General features: G+C 71.3%; 24 protein-coding genes. 10 read left to right on the forward strand and 14 right to left on the reverse strand.

Annotation, left to right across the window (positions count from 1 at the left end; all coding sequences use genetic code 11):
• Position 1 precedes the first annotated feature (1 nt).
• The 5 genes from ADY59_RS10465 to ADY59_RS10485 are packed head-to-tail and all read right to left on the reverse strand — an operon-like array spanning position 2 to position 4,113.
• Positions 2–970, reverse strand: a complete 969-nt coding sequence (locus ADY59_RS10465; RefSeq protein WP_049560724.1) for an amidohydrolase family protein — start codon at positions 968–970, stop codon at positions 2–4.
• The gene (locus tag ADY59_RS10470; RefSeq protein WP_049560726.1) at positions 971–1,486 is read right to left on the reverse strand and encodes a 3-hydroxyanthranilate 3,4-dioxygenase; all 516 of its coding nucleotides are present in this window, start codon (positions 1,484–1,486) and stop codon (positions 971–973) included.
• Positions 1,483–1,917 carry a RidA family protein gene (locus ADY59_RS10475; protein ID WP_049560729.1) on the reverse strand — a complete coding sequence of 145 codons (435 nt, stop codon included), beginning with the start codon at positions 1,915–1,917 and terminating at the stop codon, positions 1,483–1,485. The genes ADY59_RS10470 and ADY59_RS10475 overlap by 4 nt, the downstream gene beginning before the upstream one ends.
• A complete protein-coding gene (locus ADY59_RS10480) occupies positions 1,914–2,711 on the reverse strand; it encodes a 2-keto-4-pentenoate hydratase (protein WP_049560730.1) in 798 nt (265 codons plus the stop codon). Before ADY59_RS10480 ends, ADY59_RS10475 begins: the two co-directional genes overlap by 4 nt.
• Positions 2,701–4,113: an aldehyde dehydrogenase family protein gene (locus ADY59_RS10485; RefSeq protein WP_049560796.1), complete on the reverse strand. Its 1,413-nt coding sequence runs from the start codon at positions 4,111–4,113 to the stop codon at positions 2,701–2,703. The genes ADY59_RS10480 and ADY59_RS10485 overlap by 11 nt, the downstream gene beginning before the upstream one ends.
• A gap of 209 nt (positions 4,114–4,322) precedes the next feature.
• On the opposite strand from ADY59_RS10485, the gene ADY59_RS10490 reads away from it, so the two are divergent.
• The 3 genes from ADY59_RS10490 (at position 4,323) to ADY59_RS10500 (ending at position 6,035) form a co-directional block, all read left to right on the forward strand.
• Positions 4,323–4,787 carry a VanZ family protein gene (locus ADY59_RS10490; protein WP_053174604.1) on the forward strand — a complete coding sequence of 155 codons (465 nt, stop codon included), beginning with the start codon at positions 4,323–4,325 and terminating at the stop codon, positions 4,785–4,787.
• A gap of 153 nt (positions 4,788–4,940) precedes the next feature.
• Positions 4,941–5,693: a GntR family transcriptional regulator gene (locus ADY59_RS10495; RefSeq protein WP_049560732.1), complete on the forward strand. Its 753-nt coding sequence runs from the start codon at positions 4,941–4,943 to the stop codon at positions 5,691–5,693.
• Positions 5,694–5,804: 111 nt separating this feature from the next.
• Positions 5,805–6,035 (forward strand): hypothetical protein, encoded by a 231-nt coding sequence (locus ADY59_RS10500; RefSeq protein WP_049560733.1) that lies wholly within the window; start codon positions 5,805–5,807, stop codon positions 6,033–6,035.
• Between the two features lie 163 nt (positions 6,036–6,198).
• Here the strand turns inward: ADY59_RS10500 and ADY59_RS10505 are convergent, their stop codons facing one another.
• A complete protein-coding gene (locus ADY59_RS10505) occupies positions 6,199–7,188 on the reverse strand; it encodes a hypothetical protein (RefSeq protein ID WP_053174607.1) in 990 nt (329 codons plus the stop codon).
• A 177-nt stretch (positions 7,189–7,365) separates the two neighbouring features.
• Between ADY59_RS10505 and ADY59_RS10510 the strand changes: the two genes are divergently transcribed.
• On the forward strand, positions 7,366–7,887 hold the full coding sequence (locus ADY59_RS10510) for a gamma carbonic anhydrase family protein (protein ID WP_197093535.1): 522 nt from the start codon (positions 7,366–7,368) through the stop codon (positions 7,885–7,887).
• Here ADY59_RS10510 and ADY59_RS10515 read toward each other — a convergent pair.
• Positions 7,859–8,761: a hypothetical protein gene (locus ADY59_RS10515; RefSeq protein WP_156325414.1), complete on the reverse strand. Its 903-nt coding sequence runs from the start codon at positions 8,759–8,761 to the stop codon at positions 7,859–7,861. The genes ADY59_RS10510 and ADY59_RS10515 overlap by 29 nt on opposite strands.
• A gap of 62 nt (positions 8,762–8,823) precedes the next feature.
• Between ADY59_RS10515 and ADY59_RS10520 the strand changes: the two genes are divergently transcribed.
• Positions 8,824–10,176, forward strand: coding sequence for a hypothetical protein (locus ADY59_RS10520; protein ID WP_156325415.1), 1,353 nt, complete (start codon positions 8,824–8,826; stop codon positions 10,174–10,176).
• Between the two features lie 451 nt (positions 10,177–10,627).
• Here ADY59_RS10520 and ADY59_RS10525 read toward each other — a convergent pair whose 3' ends face one another.
• From ADY59_RS10525 to ADY59_RS10555, 7 genes are all read right to left on the reverse strand, one after another.
• Positions 10,628–10,909 carry a metal-sensitive transcriptional regulator gene (locus ADY59_RS10525; RefSeq protein WP_049560737.1) on the reverse strand — a complete coding sequence of 94 codons (282 nt, stop codon included), beginning with the start codon at positions 10,907–10,909 and terminating at the stop codon, positions 10,628–10,630.
• Positions 10,910–10,938: 29 nt separating this feature from the next.
• A complete protein-coding gene (locus ADY59_RS10530; RefSeq protein WP_049560738.1) occupies positions 10,939–12,006 on the reverse strand; it encodes a glycosyltransferase in 1,068 nt (355 codons plus the stop codon).
• A complete protein-coding gene (locus tag ADY59_RS10535; RefSeq protein WP_049560739.1) occupies positions 12,003–12,797 on the reverse strand; it encodes a hypothetical protein in 795 nt (264 codons plus the stop codon). The genes ADY59_RS10530 and ADY59_RS10535 overlap by 4 nt, the downstream gene beginning before the upstream one ends.
• Positions 12,798–12,945: 148 nt before the next feature.
• Positions 12,946–15,045, reverse strand: coding sequence for a (Fe-S)-binding protein (locus ADY59_RS10540; protein WP_049560740.1), 2,100 nt, complete (start codon positions 15,043–15,045; stop codon positions 12,946–12,948).
• A gap of 129 nt (positions 15,046–15,174) precedes the next feature.
• The gene (locus ADY59_RS10545; RefSeq protein ID WP_049560741.1) at positions 15,175–15,756 is read right to left on the reverse strand and encodes a TetR/AcrR family transcriptional regulator; all 582 of its coding nucleotides are present in this window, start codon (positions 15,754–15,756) and stop codon (positions 15,175–15,177) included.
• Entirely contained in the window at positions 15,753–16,502 is a 750-nt protein-coding gene (locus ADY59_RS10550) for a class I SAM-dependent methyltransferase (protein ID WP_049560742.1), read from the reverse strand. The genes ADY59_RS10545 and ADY59_RS10550 overlap by 4 nt, the downstream gene beginning before the upstream one ends.
• Positions 16,503–16,513: 11 nt before the next feature.
• Positions 16,514–17,323 carry a sugar phosphate isomerase/epimerase family protein gene (locus ADY59_RS10555; RefSeq protein ID WP_049560743.1) on the reverse strand — a complete coding sequence of 270 codons (810 nt, stop codon included), beginning with the start codon at positions 17,321–17,323 and terminating at the stop codon, positions 16,514–16,516.
• Between the two features lie 56 nt (positions 17,324–17,379).
• On the opposite strand from ADY59_RS10555, the gene ADY59_RS10560 reads away from it, so the two are divergent.
• The 5 genes from ADY59_RS10560 (at position 17,380) to radA (ending at position 22,528) form a co-directional block, all read left to right on the forward strand.
• Positions 17,380–18,078, forward strand: coding sequence for a class I SAM-dependent methyltransferase (locus ADY59_RS10560; RefSeq protein ID WP_049560744.1), 699 nt, complete (start codon positions 17,380–17,382; stop codon positions 18,076–18,078).
• A 42-nt stretch (positions 18,079–18,120) separates the two neighbouring features.
• On the forward strand, positions 18,121–18,489 hold the full coding sequence (locus ADY59_RS10565) for a MerR family transcriptional regulator (RefSeq protein ID WP_049560747.1): 369 nt from the start codon (positions 18,121–18,123) through the stop codon (positions 18,487–18,489).
• A complete protein-coding gene (gene trxA / locus ADY59_RS10570; RefSeq protein WP_049560750.1) occupies positions 18,486–18,791 on the forward strand; it encodes a thioredoxin in 306 nt (101 codons plus the stop codon). The genes ADY59_RS10565 and trxA overlap by 4 nt, the downstream gene beginning before the upstream one ends.
• A 73-nt stretch (positions 18,792–18,864) precedes the next feature.
• Positions 18,865–21,066 carry a M28 family peptidase gene (locus ADY59_RS10575; RefSeq protein WP_049560752.1) on the forward strand — a complete coding sequence of 734 codons (2,202 nt, stop codon included), beginning with the start codon at positions 18,865–18,867 and terminating at the stop codon, positions 21,064–21,066.
• Between the two features lie 55 nt (positions 21,067–21,121).
• The gene (gene radA, locus ADY59_RS10580) at positions 21,122–22,528 is read left to right on the forward strand and encodes a DNA repair protein RadA (RefSeq protein WP_049560756.1); all 1,407 of its coding nucleotides are present in this window, start codon (positions 21,122–21,124) and stop codon (positions 22,526–22,528) included.
• Positions 22,529–22,738 lie beyond the last annotated feature (210 nt).

Here is a 22,738-nt window from a genome sequence, read left to right on the forward strand (position 1 = left end):
CTCAGCCCAGGAACGCCCCGGCGTTGCCGCCGAGCAGCTTGGCGCGCGCCGCTTCGGACAGGAAGCCCGCCTTGCGGACCAGCGCCCCGACGGGCGACTCGCCGAGCGGGTAGGGGTAGTCGGAGCCCAGCATCACGTGGTCCTCGCCGATCGTGTCGACGAGCAGCCGCAGCGCCCGCTCGTCGAAGACGACGGTGTCGACGCCGAACCTGCCGAGATAGGCCGACGGCGGCCGCTCCGAGACGCCGATCAGGTCGTTCCTGCGGTGCCAGGCGTTCTCGAACCGGCCCAGCCAGAACGCGAACGACCCGCCGCCGTGCGCGAAGCAGATCCGCAGCGTCTCCGGTACGCGGTCGAAGACGCCGCCGAGGATCATCGCCAGGATCGACAGGTGCGTCTCGGCGGGCATGCCCACCAGCCACTGCGCCATCCACCGCTCGACCCTCGCGCCGCCGGGCATGTCCCACGGGTGTACGAAGACCGGCACGCCGCGTTCGGCGCAGTGCTGGAGGAACTGCACGATCCCGGCGTCGTCGAGGTCGCGGTCGCCGACGTGGTTGCCGATCTCCACGCCCCGGTGCCCAGCCGCGATGCTCCGGTCGAGTTCCGCGCAGGCCAGGTCCGGGTCCTGCAACGGCACCTGGCAGAACGGGATCAGCCGGTCGCCGTCGCAGATCTCCAGCGCCAGGTCGTTGAAGATCTTCGCGACCCGTACGGCCTCGGCGGCGGGCCTGTCGTAGGCGAAGAACACCGGCGTCGGCGAGACGACCTGCCGGTCCACGCCGTCGCGGTCCATGGCGGCCAGGCGGACGCCGGCATTCCAGCAGTCATCCTGAATTTTCCGGAAACTTCGGTCGTTGACGAGGATCGTCGCCTCGCGCTCCGACTCGATCCGCAACCGGGGCGCGCCCGGCCAGCCCAGCTCGGGCCAGCCCCTGGGCACGTGGTGCGTGTGAACGTCGACGATCATTCAGCCCTTGCCAGGATGGAGTGTGCCGCAGGCGTCACAGGTGCGCGCCTTCTCGTCGGTGTAGAACGCGTTGAACACCGGCGGCAGGTCCTTGACGATGTCACGCACCTGCAGCTCGACCTGGTGCACCAGCGCGGCGCACCCCGGGCAGTACCACTGGAACCGCTCCAGGACGCCCTCCGGCCGCACGCGCTCCACCACCAGCCCGACCGACCCCTCCTCGGGCCGCTGCGGCGAGTGCGGCATCCCGGGCGGCAGCAGCCACATCTGCCCCTCCCGGATGTGCACGGTGTCGGGCCCGTCGTCGGTCATCACGTTCACGTGCATGTTGCCGCGGACCTGGTAGAACAGCTCCTCGTACGGGTCGATGTGGAAGTCGGTGCGGGCGTTGGGCCCGCCGACGACCATCACGATGAAGTCCTCGGCCCCCTCGAACACCACCTTGTTGCCCACCGGGGGCTTGAGCAGATGGGCGTGCTCGTCGATCCACTTGGTGAAGTCGATGGGCGGGATCATGATGGCTCCTGGGGGTGGTAGGCGACGGCTTGCATCTCGATCAGCAGGTGGGGGTGCGGCAGCTGGTGCACCGCGACCGTGGTCCGCGTCGGTCCCTCCTCGTCGAAGAACTCGGCGTAGACCTCGTTGTAGCCCCTGAAGTCGTTCATGTTGACCAGGTACGTGGTGATCTGTACGAGGTCGGCCAGCGAGCCTCCGGCGGCCTTGAGGATGTCGCCGATGTTCTCGATCACCGCCCTGGTCTGCTCGCGGATGTTCAGCTCGGCCGCGCCGTGCTTGTCGACGCGCACGCCGACGAAGGAGTTGTCGGGCCGGCGCGAGCTCGTGCCCGACACGTACAGGAAGTCGCCCGCCCGCTTCACGTGCGGGAACCGGCCGAGCGGCGTCGCCTTTCCGCGCACCTGCAGTGCCTCGCCCCGATCACGGCTCACTGAGAGAACACCGCCCGCACCGAGCCCAGCCCGTCGATGTGCGCCTCGAAGGCGTCGCCGGGCTCCACCGGCACGACCGGGCCGAGCGCGCCGGTCAGCACCACGTCACCGGCCCGCAGCGGGTGCGCCGTGCGGCCCAGCGCCCCGGCCAGCCAGACGGCGGCGTTGAGCGGGTGGCCCATGCACGCGGCCCCGGAGCCCGCCGACACCTCCTGCCCGGCCCGCGTCATCGTCATGCCGGCCAGCCGCAGGTCCGTCCCCATCAGCGGGACGGGCGTGCTGCCCAGCACGAACGCGCCGGCGGAGGCGTTGTCGGCGACGGTGTCGGCCAGCGTGATGTCCCAGTCGGTGACGCGCGAGTCGGCGATCTCGATGGCGGGCAGCACGAAGTCGACCGCCCGCATCACCTCCGCCACGGTGAACGGCCCGCCCTCCAGGTCGGCGCCCATCACCAGGGCGATCTCCGCCTCGGCCCGAGGCTGCAGGAGCCTGTCCAGCGGCACCGGAAGCCCGTCGAGATATGCCACGTCAGCGAAAAGCATGCCGTAGGTGGGCTCGTCGATCCCGAGCTGCTTCTGCACCAGCGGGTTCGTCACGCCGATCTTCCTGCCGACCAGCCGCCGTCCCTCGCCGAGCGCCCGCGTCGTGTTGATCTCCTGTACGGCGTAGCCGTCGGCCACGGTGCTGACCAGGTCCCGGATGGGCGCGCACGGCTTACCCGACCGGGCCGCCTCCAGCAGTCGGTCGGCGGCCTGACCACGCGCATCGACTGCCTGCGACCATTCATCGTGCATCGGGGTGCTCCAGCTTGATCGTGATCGTGGTGGGTTCGGAATAGAAGTCGAGCGACCGTGTCCCACCTTCCCTGCCTATGCCCGACAGCTTGACGCCGCCGAACGGGGTGCGCAGGTCGCGCAGATACCAGGTGTTGACCCAGACGAGCCCGGCCTCGATCCGCTGCGCCACCCGGTGCGCCCGGTCGAGGTTCGTGGTCCACACGGTGGCCGCCAGTCCGTAGTCGCTGTCGTTGGCCAGCGCCACGGCCTCGTCCTCGCCGTCGAACGGCGCGACATGGCAGACCGGCCCGAAGATCTCTTCCCTGTTGAACGCCGACGACTCCGGCAGCCCGGTCACCACGGTGGGTTCCACGAAATACCCCCCGTCGCGCGCGTCGCCGAACTCCGGCACGCCGCCGCCCGTCAGGAACTTGGCCCCTTCGGCCCGGGCCAGCCCGTAGGCCCCGAGCACCTTGTCCCGGTGCTCGGCCGAGATCATCGGCTGCGGCTCCACCTCCCGCGCCCGGGCCGCGAGCCGCGCGCAGAACTCCTCGAACACCGGCCGCTCGACGTAGAGCCGCTCGGTGCACAGGCACACCTGACCGCCGTTGGTGAACACCGAGCGGACGCAGCCCTCGACCGCCCTGCCGAGATCGGAGTCGGCGAACACCAGACCCGCGTTCTTGCCGCCGAGCTCGAACGAGACGGGCCTGACCCGCTCCGACACCGAGCGCATGATCGCCGTGCCGGTGCTGGTGGAGCCGGTGAACGTCACCCCGCCGATGCCCGGGTGCTCGACCAGCAGCCGGCCGCTGGCGCCGTACCCGAAGATCACGTTGACCACGCCGCCGGGCAGGCCGGCGTCGGCGCAGATCTCCGCGAACAGCGAAGCCGAGCGGGGAGTGTTCTCCGACGGCTTGACCACGACCGTGTTGCCCGCCATCAGCGCGGGCGCGAGCTTCCAGGTCATGAGCAGGAACGGCAGGTTCCACGGCACGACCACCGCGACCACGCCGAGCGGCCTGCGCACGGTGTAGCTGAGCACGCCGGGCAGGTGGAAGGCCTCCTCGGGGCGCTGGGCGGCGATCTCGGCGAACGCCCGGAAGTTCGCCGCGCCGCGCGGGACGTCGAGCGTGCGGGTCTGCTCCAGCGGCTTGCCGGTGTCGGCGATCTCCGCCGCGACCAGGTCGTCGAAGCGGGCCTCGATGCCGTCGGCCAGCCTGCGCATCCAGCCGGCCCGCTCCGCGGCGGGCAGCGCCGCCCAGCCGGGGGCCGCCTGCCCGGCGGCCGCCACGGCCTGCCGGACGACCTCCTCGTCCGCCTCGCGCGCCTGCCCGGTCTCCGCGCCGGTCACCGGGTCATGGACGCCGAACGCCGGCCCCAGGGCCACTCGCCGGCCGCCGATGAAGTGGTTCAGCACCCAGATCTCCTCCTCCGCTCTGCATCGTCTCTCGCCGGCGGGCGCCGCGCCATGCCGCTCGGCCATGATCGCGGAGACCTGTCCTGGGAGTCATCTTCTCGTAGCCACAAATCGGCCGACATCATGGTCCGGTGAGACAGACGTGGGTTTTGTGGGGAAACGTCATTATTGCTGGTACCTTTGCGCTGTTTTTCGGGGTGCTCGCAATCATGCTCCTGGCCCGCCGGCGGGCCCGCCGGGGCCACCCGGCACCCCTGCGCACCGCCCTCGCCGACGTCGGCGTCGTGGTCGGCACCGCCCCCTGGATCTGGATGGTCCTCACCCCGGCCACCGGTCAGGAAGGTGTCAGCCTCGTCCCGTTCAGAGATCTCACCTGGATCGCCGGCGCGCCGTGGGAGACCGTGTTCGTGCAGGTCGGGGGCAATCTGCTGGTGTTCGCGGCGCTGGGCGCGCTCCTGCCGGTGCGCACCGCGCGGATGGCCTCGACCGCCCGCGTGGCCGCCGTCGCGGCGGGCGCCTCCGCCCTCGTGGAGGTCCTCCAGTACGTCCTGCGGCTCGGCCGGTTCTCCTCCGTGGACGACGTGCTGATCAACACGCTGGGCGCGGTGGCCGCCGCGTTGGTTACTCGCCGCTGGTGGGCGTCTCATGTTTCGGCCACGTCATATTCCCGGTAATGGGCCGCTGAAAACCCGCACTAATCGACACAGAGGCATACAACGCTCAAAAGAATGCTCGGTACCAACCTCCGTATCTGTGCGATCGTGGACAAGACGGGGCAAGTTCTCTGGAGACGCCAAACCCGCTTGGTGACAGAGGGTGATCGAACAGTGTCTGAATCCCCGGTACCCCACGAGCCCCCTATCTATCGACGCATCGCCGACGGCCTCCGCTCCCGGATCCTGTCCGGCGAATTGCGTGACGGGGACCGGCTGCCGGGCGAGAACGCGCTCATGGCCGACCACGCAATCGCACGGGCCACCGCCAGGCAGGCGCTTGCGGTACTGATCAACGAAGGGCTGGCGGTGCCGAAGCGAGGCTCGGGGGTCTACGTGAGACTGTTCAAACCGATCCGCCGGCACGGCTCCCGCCGTCTGGCGCGCGAGCAGTGGGGCCAGGGACGATCCATCTGGGAGGCCGACACGCGCGGCCGCCCCTTCACCGTCGACGAGGTCGAGGTGGCCCGCGAAGAGGCCCCCGAAGAGATCGCCGGCGTGCTGGAGAGCCGCGAGGTCTGGGTGCGCAGGCGGCGCTACTCCGTCGACTCCCGGCCCGTGCAGCTCGCCACCTCCTACTTCCCGGCGCGGCTCGTCGAGGGCAGCGCCATCACCGCCGCCGAGATCGGGCCCGGCGGCGTCTACGCCAGGCTGAGCGACCTCGGCCTGCCCCCCGCCCACTTCACCGAGGAGGTGCGCGCCCGCATGCCCCGCCCCCGCGAGAGCGTCATGCTCGGCCTGCCCGGCGGCACCCCGGTGATCGTCATCGACCGCACCGCCTACACCGCGGGCGGCCTGCCCGTCGAGCTCAACGAGATGGTCCTGGACTCAGCCGCTTACGTACTCCAGTACGACTTCGACGCCTGAGTCAAGAAGGCTAGGTTGACCTGTCCTCCACGATCATTGACGTCTCTAGAGATGTGCCGCACCTTCGAAGGAGATGGAACCTCGCACAGGGGCCCCTGGAAGGTTGACCAGATGACCTTTGACCGGCATCTAGCAGAGATCGCCCGGGAGTTCCCGAAGTGGACCATCTGGCGAAGCGACGCAGGCCGCTGGTGGGCCACCCGTCACCACCCGCTGGACGCGGCCCAGCGCGACGCCGGATGCGCGATGACCATCGACGCGGACGACCCGGAGCAACTGCGCGAGCAGCTCCGGGACCAGGAGCGGCGCGCCGGCGAGGAGGAGGGGCGCGCCCCTCCCTGAGGCGTGGGCCGTGCTCGCCGGCCCACGCCCGCAAGCCGCCCGGTGCCGGGTCCTGCGTCTCGGCGGCCCCGGCACCGGGCCACCAACGGGGCCACCTGACGTGGAAGCCTCCGACCCGATCGGGGGCGGAGGCTTCCACTTCGCCGCGGTGCGCGGCTCCTGACTACTTGCGCAGCTCCGAGAGACGGCCGAGGTTCACGTCCGTGTCGTCGGAGCTCTCCTCCACCGGTTCCTGCACGTCCTCCCGCTCGACGACGATCCGCACGTCGTCCTGCGGGGCCGGGCCGACCGCGGGCTGGGTGGCGTCGGCGACGAGGGCGCCGGCGGCGGACTCGTTGCGCATGAGGTCGCTCAGCACGGTGCTGACCTCGTTGAGCCGCCGCACCACCTCGGTGTGGGTGTTGGTCAGGTATTCCACCCGCCGGCCGGCGTGCTCGTCCAGCGCGGTGACCCGCTGCTGCGCCGTCGCGAGCGCCGCCTCGGCCTCCGCGTGCGCGGCGGCGACCGTCTGCTCGGCCTCCGCCCGCGCGCCCGTCACCGTCTTCTCGGCCTCGGCCTGAGCGGTGGTGACGAGCCGCTCCGCCTCGGCGCGCGCACCGCCGACCAGCTGTTCGGCCTCCGCCTGGGCGGACGTCACCATGCGCTCCGCCTCGGCGTGCGCCTCGCGCAGGCGGCTCTCGGCCTCGGCGCGGGCGCTGCCGCGCGTCTCCTCGGCGTCGGCGCCCGCCTGGGCCAGCATCCGCTCGGCGGCCTCGGTGGCCTCACCCACCCGCCGCTCGGCCTCGGCCTGCGCGGAGGTGAGGATCTTGTCGGCCGTCTCGCGGGCCGTGCTCGTCACCCGCTCGGACTCCGACCTGGCGGCCTCGCGCAGCGCCGTGGCCTCGGCCTCGGCATCCTCGCGCAGCGCCGTCGCCTCTTCCTGGCCCAGCTTGAGTATCTGCTCCAGCCGGGTGCTGGGATTGAAGTTCTGCGGCACCTCGGCGATCTGCCGCCTGGCCTCCGCGAGCTCGACCCGGCCCTGCTCGGCCTGGTCGATCGCGCGCGCCAGCCGCTCTTCGAGATCCCTGACTTGGTTACGGGTGCGGATCATGTAGTCGTGAACCTGGCGGCGGTTGTAGCCGCGCATCACGACCTCGAAGGTGTCCTCTTGCATCAGATCGGGAATGCTCTCGTGCCGGTTTGTCATGCTCTACCTAAGGGGTTGCGTGAGGCGGGGAAAACTGCGGGTTGTGAGGGTCTGACGACGAGACGTTAAGAGTCGACTTTCCTGCCATCTGCCCACCTCCGCAACCGGAACGCCTGAGGAGAGATGGGAATTACGATGTGGCAGATGTACATCGCGGCATTGGACGACGGGGCTGTTCCTGACATCCATCCTCAGGCCTACATCGCCCCCGGTGCGGTCGTGGTCGGCAGGGTGTCGATCGGCAGGGCGTCCAACATCTGGTACGGCTCCGTTCTGCGAGGGGACGATGAGCGGATAGAGATCGACGAGGAGTGCAACGTGCAGGACCTGTGCTGCCTGCACTCCGATCCGGGTGAGCCCGCGATCCTGGAGTCGCGGGTCAGCCTGGGGCACAAGGCCATGGTGCACGGCGCCCACGTGGAGTCGGGCGCGCTGATCGGCATCGGGGCCATCGTGCTGGGCGGCGCCCGCGTCGGCGCGGGCACGCTGGTGGCCGCCGGAGCCCTGGTGGGCCCCGGCAAGAAGATCCCGTCCGGGGTGCTGGTCGCCGGTGTGCCGGGAAAGATCGTGCGCGAGCTCACCGACGACGACCGGGCGTCCTTCGCCCGCACGCCGGACACCTACATGGCCAAGGCGCTCAGGCACCGGCAGGCGTCAACAGTTTGATCAGGACCTCGTCCGACACCGAGGCGGTGTTGAGCGGGTCGGCGTACTCGGGCATCTCCGGCCGCAGGAACCGGACGTAGTCGACGGTCAGCTTCAGGTCGGGCACGCCCCTGACCTGTTTGGCGTTGCCCTTGGTCGCGTCCTTCTTGAGCGTGCTGTAGCTGTCCCAGTCGGTGTAGGCGGTCACGCCCCACTGCAGCACCTCGGGCAGCTCCGACGGCCAGCGGCTGCCGACCTTCCACGCGCCGCCCTCGTCCTTGTAGAGGGCGACCGCGACCCGGCCCACCCGGGCCAGCACCAGCTCCACCCAGGTGCCCTCGACGGCCAGCTCCTGCGGCTTGGAGCTGCCGTCCCTGGTGAACTTCACCTCGACCCGGCCGCTCCTGTCGCCGGTGCCGGTGGTGACGGACATCCAGTTCGGGTTCGCGTACGAGCCCGGGACCCTGGCCATCAGGCCGCCGAGCGAGAACTTGCGCTTGGGCTTGCCGCCCTTCTTGCCCTCGACCTTGACCCGGGCGTGCATGACGATGTCGCCGGCCAGTTCCTGATAGACGAACGGGCCGCGGAAGCCGTCGAACCAGGCTGACGTCTTCGGCTCCAGATAGAGGGCGCCCTTGGCGGTCTTGTCCACGTCGAGGGCGGCGATCCGGTCGATGTCCTTCTCGGTCTCGCTCAGCTTGGTCCACATCGACAGGTCGGTGGCGGTGTCGAACTCGGTCGACCCCCCGCCCACCTCGCCGCCGGGCGCCGGTGGCGAGGCCTTGGCGAGTGTGAGCACGCCGGGGACGGTCGTCGGCGGCTGCGCCGTCGTCGCCGTGCCGCACCCCGCGACCACGCACAAAGCCATCACACTCCCCGCCATCTTTGCCCTCATAGCGGCCATTCTGCCGTGTTCCGGCCGCGGGTGATTCGAGTTCGCCCAGTACGATGGCCGCCGTGCGCCCGTGGAATGCGTTCACCGCCGTCGAGGCGGAGGTCCGCGCGGTGGTCGCCGGCCCGCGCTGGGCGGAGCTGCCGGAGCCCGCGCGCGCCTACCGGATCGCCTCTCACGCGCTGGTCACCGCCGACGGCGACCGGTGGCTGTTCGCCGCGCACGCCCGCTGGCACCTGCACGACCCGGCCGGGGGCCGCTGGCACCCCGCGCCGCCGCCCCGCGACCTGCCGGCCCGCCGCGCCGGGCACGCCGCCGCCGCGCTGCCCTCCGACCTGATCCCGCGCGGCCCCGACTTCGCCGCCGAACCCGGCTCGACGCAGGCGTTCGTCGGCCCGGACGTGCCCGACCGGCTCTGCGCGGGGATCAGGGAGCTGCTGCGGGCCAACTGCGGCAAGGCCGAGCCCGAATACCCGCTCACCGCCTTCGACGAGATCTTCGCCGCCGACGTGCCGGGCACCGTGGCCGCCGTCTGGGGGACGATCATGTGGTGCGCCTACGCGCCCGCGTTCGACGGCAACGAGCGGCTGCTCACCGCCTTCGGCGAGTTCCTGCGGCGGCCGCTGCCCGGGGACGAGTGGGTGCGCTGGCTGCCCGCGCCGCCGCTGACCGACCTCGTCCGCCTCGTCGCCGAACGGCAGCGCGCCGGCCATCCGCGCGCCGCGCTCCGCCTGACCGCGCTCATCGCCGACACGGCCCAGATCCTGCTCTCGGACGCCCGCTTCCGTCCGCGCGCGCTCGCGCTCCTCACCATGACCGAGCCCACGCTGCAGCGGCCCGGCCTCGACGACCACCTCCTCGACGACCAGGCGGTCCTGCGCGCCTGGCTGGCCCGCTGCCCGCCCCGCCTGGCCCGGGCCCTCCTCCCCGACACCGACCCCGACGCGCACCTCGCCCACACCGTCTACGACCTGCTGGAGGCCCTGGCGTTCACGCCCGACCCGCCGCGGGCCGCCGCCGCCCACCTGGCCGACCTCTCCGACTCCCGCGGCCTGCTCCCCGCCCGCCTCGACCACCGCCTCCGCCGCGCCTACGACGACCTCCACCGAGCCGGCCTCACCAGCACCTCGGCCGCCGAACACACCCAGCCCGACGGCTTCCCCGTCCGTCCGGGGCCGCTGCCCGGCGCCGGGCCCGACCGCCCCCGGGCCGGGGAGCCGCCGTCCGGGGATGACGCGTACGAGGGGAGTGCGGACAGGGGGCGGGTGGCGGCGGTGCTGGGGGCGGCCTACGCCGTCGGGCTGGCCTGGAGCAGGGTGTCCGGGGCGCGGGTGCCGGAGCGGGGGTTCGCGGGGGCGGCGGCGCTGGTGCGCAGGCTCATCCACGAGCGGGACGACAAGCCACCCATAAACCACTAATGCCAATATTTCACTCCAGCCCCGCCCTTATCCCTCTAACACTCCACCCAACCGGCAATTCGCTGAATTGTGATCTCGGTATCAGGAAATGATCCTCCTGTGGCCCGGGTGACGGCGGAAGGAATGACCCCGATGGGCCATGTCGCCGGAAGGGGCCGCGCCGTAACCTCGAAGAGGGTGTGGGCTGCGGAAGGAAGGACGACGCGGTGGGGCACGATGACCTGGACTCTCGGGTCCATGACCGTGTCGCGTTGGACGAGATTGCGCTCTACGCCGAGGTGCTCACCGCCGTCGCAGTAAGCGAGCGGCGGCTTACCTTGGACGAGCTCGACGACGCGCTCGGATTGCGGACTTCGGCGAGCCGCTGAAGAAGATGACATGACCTGGTCCCGGACTCCTCAGGGGTCCGGGACACTGCTTATCTGGAATGGCTCATCCTGACTAGTTCTTTTCAGGACCGGACGAGCCGCGCGATGGCCGCCGACGCTTCCTTGACCTTGGCGTCGGCCTCCGGCCCGCCGGTGGCGATCGCGTCGGCCACGCAGTGGGAGATGTGCTCCTCCAGCAGCCCGAGCGCCACCGCCTGCAGCGCCCGCGTGGCGGCGGAGACCTGGGTGAGAACGTCGATGCAGTAGGCGTCGTCGTCGACCATCCGCTGCAGGCCCCTGATCTGGCCCTCGATCCGCCTGAGCCGGGTGAGATAAGCCTGCTTGTCTCCGCTGTACCCATGCATGGTCCTACGGTACCCGTTACCCGTATGGGTCAGCGGAGATCGGCGATCAGCTTCTCCCACTGCTCGCCCACCTCGTCGGCGGCGTGCCTGATCGCCGTGTCGAGCGCCCCGGCCGCCAGCGAGCGCCGCCTGCGCTCGTCGTCGATGAGCGACAGCAGCGCGGCGGCCAGCATCTCGGCCTCACCGGCGGCCTCCGGGACGAGCACGCCGTTGTAGCCGGTCGCCACGAACTCGGCCGGCCCCCTGGCCCCCTCGAACGCCACCACCGGCACCCCGCAGCCCATCGCCTCCAGCACGGTCATGCCCAGGTCGGCGCTGCGCGAGCTGTTGGCCACGATGGACGCCTTGGCGAACTCCCCGGCCAGGTCGGGCGTGGTGCCCATGAAGTAGACGTGGTTGTGCAGGCCCAGGTCGCTGACGAGCGCGCGCAGCCTGCGTTCCTCGGGACCGCCCCCGTACAGTCTGAGCCGCCAGTCGGGGCGTTTGTCGGCCACGATGGCGAAGGCGTTGATCAGCCGGTCGTAGGCCTTGGCGGGCACCCAGCGGCCGCCGGCCGCCACGATGCGGTTGTCCATCCGCGAGCGCGGCCAGGGCGCGCTGGGCAGCGCGTCCGGCACGGTGTGCACGGACGGGCCGCCGTCGAGCAGCCTGCGCCATTCCTCCTGCGACGACTCGGTGGCGGTGACGACGGCGTCGAGGCGCGGGTAGTGCTTCCTGACCGGGCCGGGCACGGCGGGGCGGGCCCACTCGCGGGCGATGCGCAGGGTCTCGCGCGGCGCGTGCCTGGCGGCCTGGACACTCAACCCGGGCCTGGTGGTGATGAGAACGTCACTCCTGAGGCTGCGCAACATGCGCCACAGCGCCACCTCCGTGCGCACCTGCCCGCGCGGCAGCAGATGGCGAACGCCGGGCCTGGCGTCGATGACCGAGCGCATGGTCACGTTCGGGCCGACGGGGAAGAACGGCTTCTCCTTCTGCCGCCTGAGGCTGATCACCTCGACCTCGTGCCGCTGGGCCAGCGCGGTGGCCAGGTTGAGCGTGGACCGGACGTCGCCACGCATCCCGTACGCGGAGGAGAGGACCAGGCTGACCTTCACCCACCCACCTCGATGCGCAGCTCGTCGTCGGCCGTGTAGGAGGGCCGGATGGGCACGCCGTCGACCCGCGCCGACGGGTAGTGCAGGCGGCGGCGCTTGCCGTCGACGTCGTCGAGCCAGGCGCCCAGCCGCAGGGGCTCCGGCACGCCGTCGACCTCCAGCGACGGCTCCCAGGTGCCGACCGCCTCGGGGTCGGCCGCGAGCACGTCGACCAGCGAGAACGCGGCGTGGAAGCGCACCCCCTGCACGGTGGCTGCGGCGCACACGCGCGCGCCCGTCTGCCTGCGCTGCAGGGCCAGCATGGCCTCGTGGCGGGAGTCGTCGTCCTCCAGGCCGGTGTAGGCCAGCAGGCCGGTGACCTCGAAGCGGCCTTCCCTGAACCACACCGCGCGGACCTCCGCCACCGGCTCGGCGTCGTCGATCTTCAGGGCGAGATAGCCGTTGCGGGTGCGGTAGGAGCGGTAGGCCAGCGTGCGTTTGCACAGCGCGTACGCGTCGAGGTGGTCGAGCGAGAAGCCCGGGTCGATGCTGCGCAGCCGCGTCCGCTTGCCGTCGTGGCGCAGGTAGGCGTCCCACCGGCCGGCGCTGAGCAGCAGCGGCGCCAGCGACACGGCCAGCGTGGCCTCGCGGGCGGTGGCCCCCGGAGTGCCGAGCAGCACGTCACGCTCGACGCCGGTGGTGCGGTGCCTGAGCACCAGCTCGGTGCCGGACCGCAGCGGCTCGGGCATGGCCAGTCGCAGGGAGAGCACGTCGGCCAGGGTGACTTCCGCATCGGTCACGACGACGCTCACGCGTGCCCCCCTCCCCGTCGAATAGAGCCATGCGACGTTGAGGTTACCGTGATTTTCCCGTTATGTGGATGGCAGATTTCCGGGGATCGCCCCTTCTGACGTGCGAAACTCCTCCACAACCAGGTGTGGAGGAGTCCGACTTTCCGCGTCAGGAAGGGCTCTTGACCGATTTGATCAAGAGCTGGGCCACGTCCACGACCTCCAGCGACTCCTTGGCCTCACCGTTGTTCTTCTTCTCGTTGATGGCGTCGCCGAGCATCACCATGCAGAACGGGCAAGCGGTGGAAACCGTGTCGGGATTGGTGGTCAGCGCCTCGTCCACCCGCTCGGTGTTGATGCGCTTGCCGATGCGCTCCTCCATCCACATCCGGGCGCCGCCGGCGCCGCAGCAGAAGCCGCGGTCCTTGTGCCGGTGCATTTCCTGGGTCTGCACGCCGGGCACCTTGGACATGATGTCGCGGGGCTGCGAATAGACCTTGTTGTGGCGGCCGAGGAAGCACGGGTCGTGGTAGGTGATCTTCTCCTCGATCGGCGTGATCGGGGTGAGCAGGCCCTCGTCCACCAGCTTCGACAGCAGCTGCGTGTGGTGCACGACCTCGTACGTGCCGCCGAGCTGCGGGTATTCGTTGGCCAGCGTGTTGAAGCAGTGCGGGCAGGTGGCGACGATCTTCTTGACGCCCGCCTCGTTGAGCGTCTCGATGTTCTGCTGGGCGAGCATGTTGAACAGGTATTCCATGCCCAGGCGGCGGGCCGGGTCGCCGGTGCACGCCTCCATCGGGCCGAGCACCGCGAACTTGACGCCCGCGATGTGCAGCAGCTCGGCCACGGCCTTGGTGGTCTTCTTGGCCCGGTCCTCCAAGGCGCCCGCGCAACCGACCCAGAACAGGTATTCGGTGCCCTCGGGCATCTTGTCCTCGACCAGCTCGACCTCGAAGTCCAGCTCCTCGATCCAGTCGGCCCGCTTCATCTCGGACATGCCCCACGGGTTGCCCTTGTTCTCCAGGTTCTTCACCATCACTCCCGCCTCGGACGGGAACGACGACTCCACCATCACCTGGTAGCGGCGCATGTCGAGGATGTGGTCGATGTGCTCGATGTCGACGGGGCACTGCTCCACGCAGGCGCCGCAGTTGGTGCACGACCAGAGCACGTCGGGGTGGATGACGCCGTCCTCGCCGACGAGCGGCTTCTCCAGCAGCGCCAGCACGTCCTGCCCGGCGTGCTCGTTGCTCGCCGCCATCAGGTACGGGGCCACCGCGAAGGCGTGGTCACGCTGGTCGAGGATGAGCATCTTCGGCGACAGCGGCTTGTCGGTGTTCCACGCCGGGCACTGCGACTGGCATCGGCCGCACTCGGTGCAGGAGTAGAAGTCGAGGAAGCCCTTCCACGTGGTGTCGCCGATCTTGCCCCGGCCGAGCCGCTCGGGGTCCAGGTCCTCGTCCTCGAAGTCCACGGTCTTGCCGTCGACCCGCAGCTCGGGGGCCGCGCCCATGGCGTCGGGGCGGCGGGAGAACAGCACGTTGAGCGGCGCGGTGAAGATGTGCAGGTGCTTGGAGTTCACCACGATGACCAGGAACACCAGCATGAAGCCGATGTGCAGGAGCAGCGCGATCTCCTCCAGCAGCGCGCTCTGCGGCAGCGCGTCGCCGAGGGGCAGCGAGACGAACGCGCCCGAGGAGTAGGGGAAGTTGCCGTTGGCCGCCGCCGCGCCCCTGGCCAGGAAGAGCGTCCAGATGATGTTGAAGATCATGAACAGCACGAGCCAGGCGCCGCCCAGGTGCGACCCGGAGAAGCGGGAGCCCCTGCCGAGCGTCTTCGGCGAGTTCTTCACCCGGATGACGGCGAAGGCGACCAGGCCGAGCAGACAGGCGACCGCGATGAAGTCCTGCAGGAAGCCGAGGACCCCCCACGTCCCGATGAGCGGGATGTGGAAGTTCGGCCTGCCGGTGATCGCGCCCTGGATGATCGCGCCGTACGCCTCGATGTAGACGGTCAGCAGGATGAAGAACGCCCACATGACGAAGAAGTGCGCGACGCCGGACGCCGTCCACTTCAGCAGCTTCTTCTGTCCGAACACCTCAACGAGCTGGGCCTTCACCTCGGCGCCCACGTTCGCCTTGGCGTAGGCGATCCGCTCGGGAGCCGGCGGGCCCACCGTCGCGAGCCTGAACAGGAACAGCGCCCGGCGGCCCGCCATGGCGACCGCCACGACGGTCATCACGAGCCCGATGATGGCTACCCAGAGCACGGGTCCTCCCACAGACGACGATGGCTGTCAGCGTACTGACCTGGCCTCCCCGGAATCCTACCCGCCGGTAACATTCACGAGGTAACCCGCCACTCACCTTACGGTCAGGACCGCCTCTAGAACAATGCTCTACCCGGTGAAGTAGCGTTGAATCGTCGGCCCCAGCAGTTCGGCCAGTTCCTCGGGATCGGCGCTGGCCATCGGCTCCAGTTTGAGCACGTAGCGGGCCATGATCACGCCGAACATCTGCGAGAAGGCCGCCTCGATCCGGAGGTGCGGCACGTCCAGCTCGTCGGCCACCCGGTAGAGCAGCGCGTTGGTGATGAACTCACGGAACATCGTCACGGCGTGCTCGTTCGTCACGGCCGAGCGCACCAGGGCGATCATCGGCTCGCGCGTCTCCGGCTCGGCCGTCACGGTCAGGATCAGCGTGACCAGCCGCCTGCCCAGCTCCTCCCGCGGCCCCTCCAGCAGCGCCGGGATCACCACGTCCGGAGTGATCGGCAACCGCATCGCCGCCGCGAACATGCCTTCCTTGGTGTCGAAGTAGTGGTGCACGAGAGCCGGATCGACGTGCGCCTCCCTGGCGATGCCGCGCACCGTCGCCTTGTCGAACCCCTTCTCCGCGAACACCTTCCTGGCGGCGCTGAGGATCTCGCCGCGCGTGTCGGCCGACCCGGGCCTGCGCCCCGGCCGTCGCTTGACCGTCACCGGCCCACCGCCAGGTAGACGCGCATCGGCACCGACAGCACGCCCGCCGGGAACTCCCTCGTCAGCTCCGCCCGCTGCCGCCCGACCAGCTCGTCGGCCTCCCCGGCGGACAGCGCCGCCATGTAGGAGTGCGAGCGCAGGTCGAGCAGGAAGTCCTCGATGCCCACCAGCCTCGTCCAGGGGATCCACCGCTCCGCGACCACCTCGAACGCGGCGGCGATCGGCGGCACCGACCACTCCTCCAGCGCCGGGCCCCAGTAGGTGGGGCACGCCCCGGCCAGCCGCTCCTCGTAGGCCGCCAGCCAGCCGGCCTGCGCGGCGTGCGCCAGGTTCCAGCAGCCGGCGATCGCGCCGCCGGGCCGCAGCACCCGCCTGGCCTCGGCGATCGAGGCCACCGGGTCGAGCCAGTGCCAGGACTGGGCGTAGGTCACCAGGTCGGCCACGCCGTCGGCCAGCGGCAGCGCGTTGCCGTCGGCCAGCACGGCGGCCGTACCGCCCGCCCCTGCCCGCGACCGCAGGCGGGCCAGCATCTCCGCGCCCGGGTCGACGGCCACGACCCGGGAGCCGCGGGCCCGCAGGGCGCGCGTCAGGATGCCCGTGCCCGCGCCGACGTCGACCGCCGTCGCGCCGTCGAGGTCGACGCCCGACACCTCCGACATCACCTGGTAGAGCTCGTCGGGATAGGTAGGGCGGGCCGCGTCGTAGGCGTCGGCGACCCGGTCGAACACCTTGCCGAGCTTCCGCATCGGCCCCACGCTCATCGCGAGGCCGCCAGGTGCAGGCGGGCGAAGGCCAGCCCTTCGGCGAGGTCGTCGATCCGCTCGGTGCGGCTGGCGGCCTTACGGGTGTTGATCTCCAGCACGACGAGACCGCCGTAGCCGGAGCCCGCCAGCCGCTCCAGCAGCGGCGCGCACGGCTGGTTGCCCCTGCCGGGGACCAGGTGCTCGTCCTTGTTGGTGACGCCGAGGCCGTCGGCCAGGTGCACGTGGGCCAGCCGCTCGCCGAGCTTGGTGGCCATCTCCATGGCGTCGCTGCCGGACACCGCCGTGTGCGACAGGTCCAGCGTGACGTGCGGGAAGTCGTAGTCGGTCGGGTTCCAGTCGGGCGAGTAGGGGACCACGTCGTTGCCCCTGGCGCGCAGCGGGAACATGTTCTCGACCGCGAAGGTCACCTCGGTCTCGTCACGCATGCGCGCCAGGCCGGTCTCGAAGTCGCGCGCGTAGTCGCGCTGCCAGCGGAACGGCGGGTGCACCACGACCGTCGAGGCGCCCAGCCGCTCGGCCGCCTTCTGCGCCTTGACCAGCTTGGCCCACGGGTCGCGCCCCCACACGCGCTGCGTGACGAGCAGGCAGGGCGCGTGGATCGCCAGGACCGGGATCTCGTAGTGCTCGGACAGCCGTTCGATCACGTCGATGTCCTGGCTCACCGGGTCGGCGCCGACCATGATCTCGACGCCGTCGTAGCCCAGGCGGGCCGCCAGCTCGAACGCATCGGGAGTGCGTTCCGGATATACCGAAGCGGTCGACAATGCGATCTTCGCATTGGGCACGCGGATGACATCAGCCACGCTGCCAGCCTAAGCCGGTTGACGGGATATGGCGCGCCAGCCCCTACGGTTGGGCCATGCCCAGGATCGCGAAAGGCGCCATTCCCAGCCCCAACATCTGGAACACCCCGCAGGTGTACGAGCTGGAAAATCGCGCCGTCGATCCCGATGGCGCCGCCGACGCGGCCATCCGCGCGCTGCGTCCGTGGGACGGCGCGACCCTGCTCGACATCGGCTGCGGCACCGGCTTCCACCTGCCGATCTACGCGCGCCACGCCGCCCGGGTGATCGGCGTGGAGCCGCACGGCGACCTGGCAGCGCTGGCCCGCCGCCGCTGCGCCGCGCTCCCCGCCGTCCAGGTGCACGCCGCCACCGCGCAGGACCTGCCGCTCCCCGACGCCTCGGTCGACGTCGCCGTCGCGCGCTGGGCGTACTTCTTCGGGCCGGGCTGCGAGCCGGGCCTGCGCGAGCTGTCACGGGTCGTACGGCGCGGCGGGGCGGCCTTCGTCATCGACCTGGACGCCGCCCGGGGCGCGTTCGGCCGCTGGTTCCAGCGGACGGTGCCGACCTACTCGGCGGGCGCCGTGGAGGACTTCTGGGTCCGGCACGGATGGCAGCGGCAGCCGCTCGACCTGCGGATGGCCTTCGAACGCCGGGCCGACCTGGAGGCGGTGCTGCGCATCGAGTTCGCGCCCGAGGTGGCCGAGCAGGCCATCGCCGAGACACCCGGCCTGGAGCTGCCCTACCCGAACGTGCTGCGCTGGCGTTTCTACTGACGGCTTGACCTTGACGTCGGTGTCAACGTTTACCGTGGGGTCATGCGCATCGGAGAGCTGGCCGAACGGACGGGGGTGAGCACCCGCTCGCTCCGCTACTACGAGCAGCAGGGGCTGCTCAGCGCCAGGCGCGCCGCCAACGGCTACCGCGACTACTCCGAGGACGACGTCAAGCTCGTGTCGGAGATCCGCATGCTGCTGTCGGTCGGGCTGACGCTGGAAGACACCCGCCCGTTCGTCGCGTGCCTGCGCGCCGGGCACAGCAAGGGCGGCTCCTGCCCCGATTCGGTCGCCGTCTACCAGCGCAAGCTGTCGGAGATCGACGACCAGATCCGCGTCCTGCTCACCCGCCGCGCCGAGGTGTCGGCCCAGCTCGCCGGGGCCTGCCCGTTCTTTGGAGGAAAGCGATGATCGAACTGACCACGGACAACTTCGAGGAGCAGGTGCTCAAGGCCGACAAGCCGGTGCTCGTCGACTTCTGGGCCGAATGGTGCCCACCCTGCCGGATGGTCGCGCCCGTCCTGGCCGAGATCGAGGCCGAGCACGGCCTGACCATCGGCAAGCTCAACACCGACGAGAACCCCGAGATCATGGCCCGCTACGGCGTCATGGGCATCCCCACGCTGCTGCTCTTCGACGGCGGCGAGCCGGTCAAGCAGGTCGTCGGGGCCCGCCCCAAGCGCCTGCTCGTCAACGACCTCGGCCTCGCGTAATCCCTTGGATCTACGCGGCGAATCGTCCCCTGGGCTGATTCGCCGCACCACCCCCGCGACCTAACGTGGCCGCATGTTCCGCTCCGCCCTGATCGGCCTGCTCACGCTGGCCACCCTGCTCGCGCTCACCGTCACGGGCCTCGCGCCCCCGGCCCCGCGAGCCTCCGGCGACGGCTTCCAGGCCGTCAGGGCGCACGAGCACGTCAAGGCCATCGCCCGCGCCCCGCACCCGACCGGCTCCGCCGAGCACACCCGCGTCCGCGAGCATCTCGTCGCCGAGCTGCGCGCCCTCGGCCTGGAGGTGCGCGTCCAGGAGGGCGTCGGCGTCCTGCCGCTCGACATCGACGGCGTCACCCCGATGGGCACGATGCGCAACATCGTCGCCGTCCGTCCCGGCACCGACCCGACCGGCCGCGTCGTCCTGGCCGCCCACTACGACTCCGTCCCGGCCGCTCCCGGCGCCGCCGACGACGGCGCCGGCGTGGCGACCGTCCTGGAGGTCGTCAGGTCGCTGCCGCCGAGCCCGCGCAACGACCTCGTCGTCCTCCTCACCGACGGCGAGGAGCAGGGCCTCCTCGGTGCCGAGGCGTTCGCCCGCGACGACCCGATGGCCAAGGGCACCGTCGTGGTGGTCAACAACGAGGCCCGCGGCGTGCGCGGTGCCGTCCAGATGTTCCGCGCCTCACCGGGCTCGGCGCCCCTCGTCGACCTGTACGGCACGGCCGCCCCGCATCCGTCGGCCGACTCGGCCTTCGCCGCGCTGCTGAGCATCCTGCCCAACAACACCGACTTCCACGTCTTCGACGAGGCGGGGTGGCTGGGCCTCGACTCGGCCTTCGTTGGCGGCGGCGCCTACTACCACTCGCCGCTGGACGACCCCGCCCACCTGAGCCTGAGCAGCCTGCAGCAGATGGGCGACAACACCCTCGGCGTCGCCCGGGCCCTGTCCGTGGCGGACCTGACGAAGCTGCGGACCGGGGAGGAGTCCGTATATTTCACCGTTCCGGGCACGCTGATCCGCTACCCGCTCTGGCTGGAGCTCCCGATCGCCCTGGCGGTCCTGGCCCTGGCGGCGGCCCTGGCCTGGACCCTCCGCCGCCCCGCCCTGGGCAGGGAAGACACCGCCTCGCTGCCGCGGACCCTCGCCGCCTCCCTGCTCGCGCTGGTGCCCGTCCTGTTGTCGGCCGCCGCCGGCTACGGCCTGATGCCGCTGCTCGCCCTCATCAGGCCCGCCTACGCCGACATGTTCACCGGCGACCCCTATCGCCCGTGGCTCTACCAGGCGGCCCTGCTGACCTTCACCGCCGCCGTCGTCCTGGTCTGGCGCGGAGCCCTGCGCCGCCTCGGCACGACCGCGCTCGCCGCCGGGTCCCTGCTGCTGGTGGCCGTCCTGGGGGTCGTGTCGGCCGCGCTCCTCCCGGGCGGCGCGCACACGCCGGCCTGGCCCGCCCTGTTCGCCGCCGCCGGCTGGCTGGTCTCCCGCCGCCTGCCCGGCACCGCCCTGCCCGCCGTGGCCCTCACCGTGGGCCTGGCGCCCGCCGTGCTCCTGCTCGGCGCCGCCGCCCTGACCTCCCTCGACGTGGGCCTGGGCATCGGCGGCATGATCGCCGCCCCGCACTTCGCCCTCTTCACCCTGCTCCTGCTCCCCCTCGTCGACCACCTGCTCCCGGCCGGCGGGCCCAGGGAGCGACGTGGTTTCCTGCCGCCCCTGACGGTCGCGGCCGCCGCCGTCGTCCTCCTGGCCGCCGGTCTGGTCGTCGACCGCTTCGACGCCGCGCACCCCCGGCAGGTGCGGCTCGCGTACGCCATGGACGCCGGCGCCGGGCGGGCCGTCTGGGGCACCCGCTCGGCCACCGCCACCCCCGGCAGCGAACACTTCTTCACGTCCGGCACCTGGACGGCCACTCCGGCAGGCCCCGCGTCCCTCCGCGCCCCCGAGCTCGCGGTGCTCAAGGACGAGACGACCGCCACCCAGCGCACCCTCACGCTGCGGCTGAAACCGACCGGCGGCGCCCCCGTCACCGGTCTCAGCCTCGCCCCCGGCGCCGCGCCCGCCCGGATCACCGTCAACGGCAGGTCCCTGACCAGCACCGGCTTCGCCTACCACGCCCCGCCGGAAGACCTGCGCGTCACCCTCACCCTGCCTCCGGGCCCGGCCCAGGTCCGCGTCTTCGAGCAGAGCCACGACCTGCCGTCCCTGCCCGGCTACCAGGCCGTCCCCGACAGCATTCTCATGAACCCGCTGGCCACGATCTTCCGCGTCCACCCGCTCTGATCCGCGCCCCTGTGGCGGGGGAAGATTGTCGGCCCCGACCGCTACCCTGCTCGACATGGCCAAGACAGCGCAGAAGCCCGGTTATCGCTGTGCCGAGTGCGGGTGGCGCACCACGAAGTGGGTGGGCCGGTGCGGCGAGTGCCAGGCGTGGGGCACGGTCGACGAGGAGGGCGCCCGGGGCGGGGCGCACGTCGTCCAGGCCGGCGCGACCACCGCCCCGGCGATGCCGATCGGCCAGGTCAAGGCCGAGGTCGCGGCCGCGCGCACCACGGGCGTCGGCGAGCTCGACCGGGTTCTCGGCGGCGGCCTGGTGCCGGGCGCCGTGGTGCTGCTGGCCGGCGAGCCGGGCATCGGCAAGTCGACGCTGCTGCTGGAGGCGGCGGCCCGCATCGCCGAGCGCGACACCGTCCTCTACGTGACGGGTGAGGAGTCCGCCGCCCAGGTCCGGCTGCGCGCCGACCGCATCGGCGCCATCCGCGACGACCTCTACCTGGCCGCCGAGACGGAGCTGTCCGCCCTGGTGGCCCACGTGGAAAAGGTCCAGCCGAGGCTGCTCGTGGTCGACTCCGTCCAGACGGTCGGCTCGGCGCAGGCCACCGGCGTGCCGGGCGGCGTGACGCAGGTGCGCGAGGTCGCGGCCAACCTGGTCCGCCTCGCCAAGGAGCGCAACATGGCCACCGTGCTCGTCGGCCACGTCACCAAGGAAGGCTCGATCGCCGGGCCCCGCACGCTGGAGCACCTGGTCGACGTGGTGCTCAACTTCGAGGGCGACCGCCACTCGCGGCTGCGCATGGTGCGCGCGATCAAGAACAGGTTCGGCCCCACGGACGAGGTCGGCTGCTTCGACCTGCACGAACGCGGCATCGAGGGCATCACCGACCCGAGCGGCCTGTTCGTCTCCCGGCGCAGCAGCCCGGTGCCCGGCACCTGCGTGACCGTCACCGTCGAAGGCACCCGGCCCCTCCCGGCCGAGGTCCAGGCCCTGGTCGCCCGCACCGAGGCGCAGCAGCCCCGCCGCACCTCCTCGGGCCTCGACACCTACCGGGTGCAGATGATCCTCGCCGTCCTGGAGCGCAGGCTCAACGCCCGCCTGGGCGGCTGCGACGTGTTCACGGCCACGGTCGGCGGCATCAAACTGGCCGACCCGGCGGTCGACCTGTCGGTCATGCTGGCGGTGGCCAGCGCCGCCGGCGACAAACCCCTCCCCGCCGGCCTCGTGGCCCTGGGCGAAGTGGGCCTGGCGGGCGAGCTGCGGCCCGTCAAGGACGTCCGCCGCCGCCTGTCGGAGGCCGCGCGCATGGGCTTCAAACGCGGGCTGGTCCCGGCGGGCTCCCTCAACGAGGCCACCCGCAAGCCCAACGGGCAGCGCTCCCTCGTTCCCGTCGGGCCTGTTTCCTTCGCGCCGGGCTTTGAGGTGGTCGAGGCCGAAAACGTCTGGGACGCGCTGACGCACGTGACCTGAACCCTTCTTTGTTTTACGGCAGGCCGGGTCTGGCCAGTCGCCGTACTTCGGCTGGGGGCCTCCAGGGGAACGGCCGCTGACCGGATGGTGGTCGCCCGCCGTTACGCGAGCCCATGGTTTGCCCGTCTGGGGGGTCACTCGGCGGGTGCCGCGCCCCCGCCCGCCGGGCCCGGGCTGCCGGTGTCGGGGGTGTCTCTTATTCACATCTGA

The organism is Nonomuraea sp. SBT364 (assembly GCF_001083785.1).
GTDB lineage: Bacteria > Actinomycetota > Actinomycetes > Streptosporangiales > Streptosporangiaceae > Nonomuraea.

What these genes read in the sequence shown, in the direction of transcription:
- ADY59_RS10465 (WP_049560724.1), bottom strand. Translation starts at nt 970, where the DNA reads ATGATCGTCGACGTTCACACGCACCACGTGCCCAGGGGCTGGCCCGAG.
- ADY59_RS10470 (WP_049560726.1), bottom strand. Translation starts at nt 1,486, where the DNA reads ATGATCCCGCCCATCGACTTCACCAAGTGGATCGACGAGCACGCCCAT.
- ADY59_RS10480 (WP_049560730.1), bottom strand. Translation starts at nt 2,711, where the DNA reads ATGCACGATGAATGGTCGCAGGCAGTCGATGCGCGTGGTCAGGCCGCC.
- ADY59_RS10490 (WP_053174604.1), top strand. Translation starts at nt 4,323, where the DNA reads ATGCTCCTGGCCCGCCGGCGGGCCCGCCGGGGCCACCCGGCACCCCTG.
- ADY59_RS10500 (WP_049560733.1), top strand. Translation starts at nt 5,805, where the DNA reads ATGACCTTTGACCGGCATCTAGCAGAGATCGCCCGGGAGTTCCCGAAG.
- ADY59_RS10505 (WP_053174607.1), bottom strand. Translation starts at nt 7,188, where the DNA reads ATGCAAGAGGACACCTTCGAGGTCGTGATGCGCGGCTACAACCGCCGC.
- ADY59_RS10510 (WP_197093535.1), top strand. Translation starts at nt 7,366, where the DNA reads ATGTACATCGCGGCATTGGACGACGGGGCTGTTCCTGACATCCATCCT.
- ADY59_RS10515 (WP_156325414.1), bottom strand. Translation starts at nt 8,761, where the DNA reads ATGAGGGCAAAGATGGCGGGGAGTGTGATGGCTTTGTGCGTGGTCGCG.
- ADY59_RS10525 (WP_049560737.1), bottom strand. Translation starts at nt 10,909, where the DNA reads ATGCATGGGTACAGCGGAGACAAGCAGGCTTATCTCACCCGGCTCAGG.
- ADY59_RS10550 (WP_049560742.1), bottom strand. Translation starts at nt 16,502, where the DNA reads ATGCGGAAGCTCGGCAAGGTGTTCGACCGGGTCGCCGACGCCTACGAC.
- ADY59_RS10560 (WP_049560744.1), top strand. Translation starts at nt 17,380, where the DNA reads ATGCCCAGGATCGCGAAAGGCGCCATTCCCAGCCCCAACATCTGGAAC.
- ADY59_RS10565 (WP_049560747.1), top strand. Translation starts at nt 18,121, where the DNA reads ATGCGCATCGGAGAGCTGGCCGAACGGACGGGGGTGAGCACCCGCTCG.
- trxA (WP_049560750.1), top strand. Translation starts at nt 18,486, where the DNA reads ATGATCGAACTGACCACGGACAACTTCGAGGAGCAGGTGCTCAAGGCC.
- ADY59_RS10575 (WP_049560752.1), top strand. Translation starts at nt 18,865, where the DNA reads ATGTTCCGCTCCGCCCTGATCGGCCTGCTCACGCTGGCCACCCTGCTC.
- radA (WP_049560756.1), top strand. Translation starts at nt 21,122, where the DNA reads ATGGCCAAGACAGCGCAGAAGCCCGGTTATCGCTGTGCCGAGTGCGGG.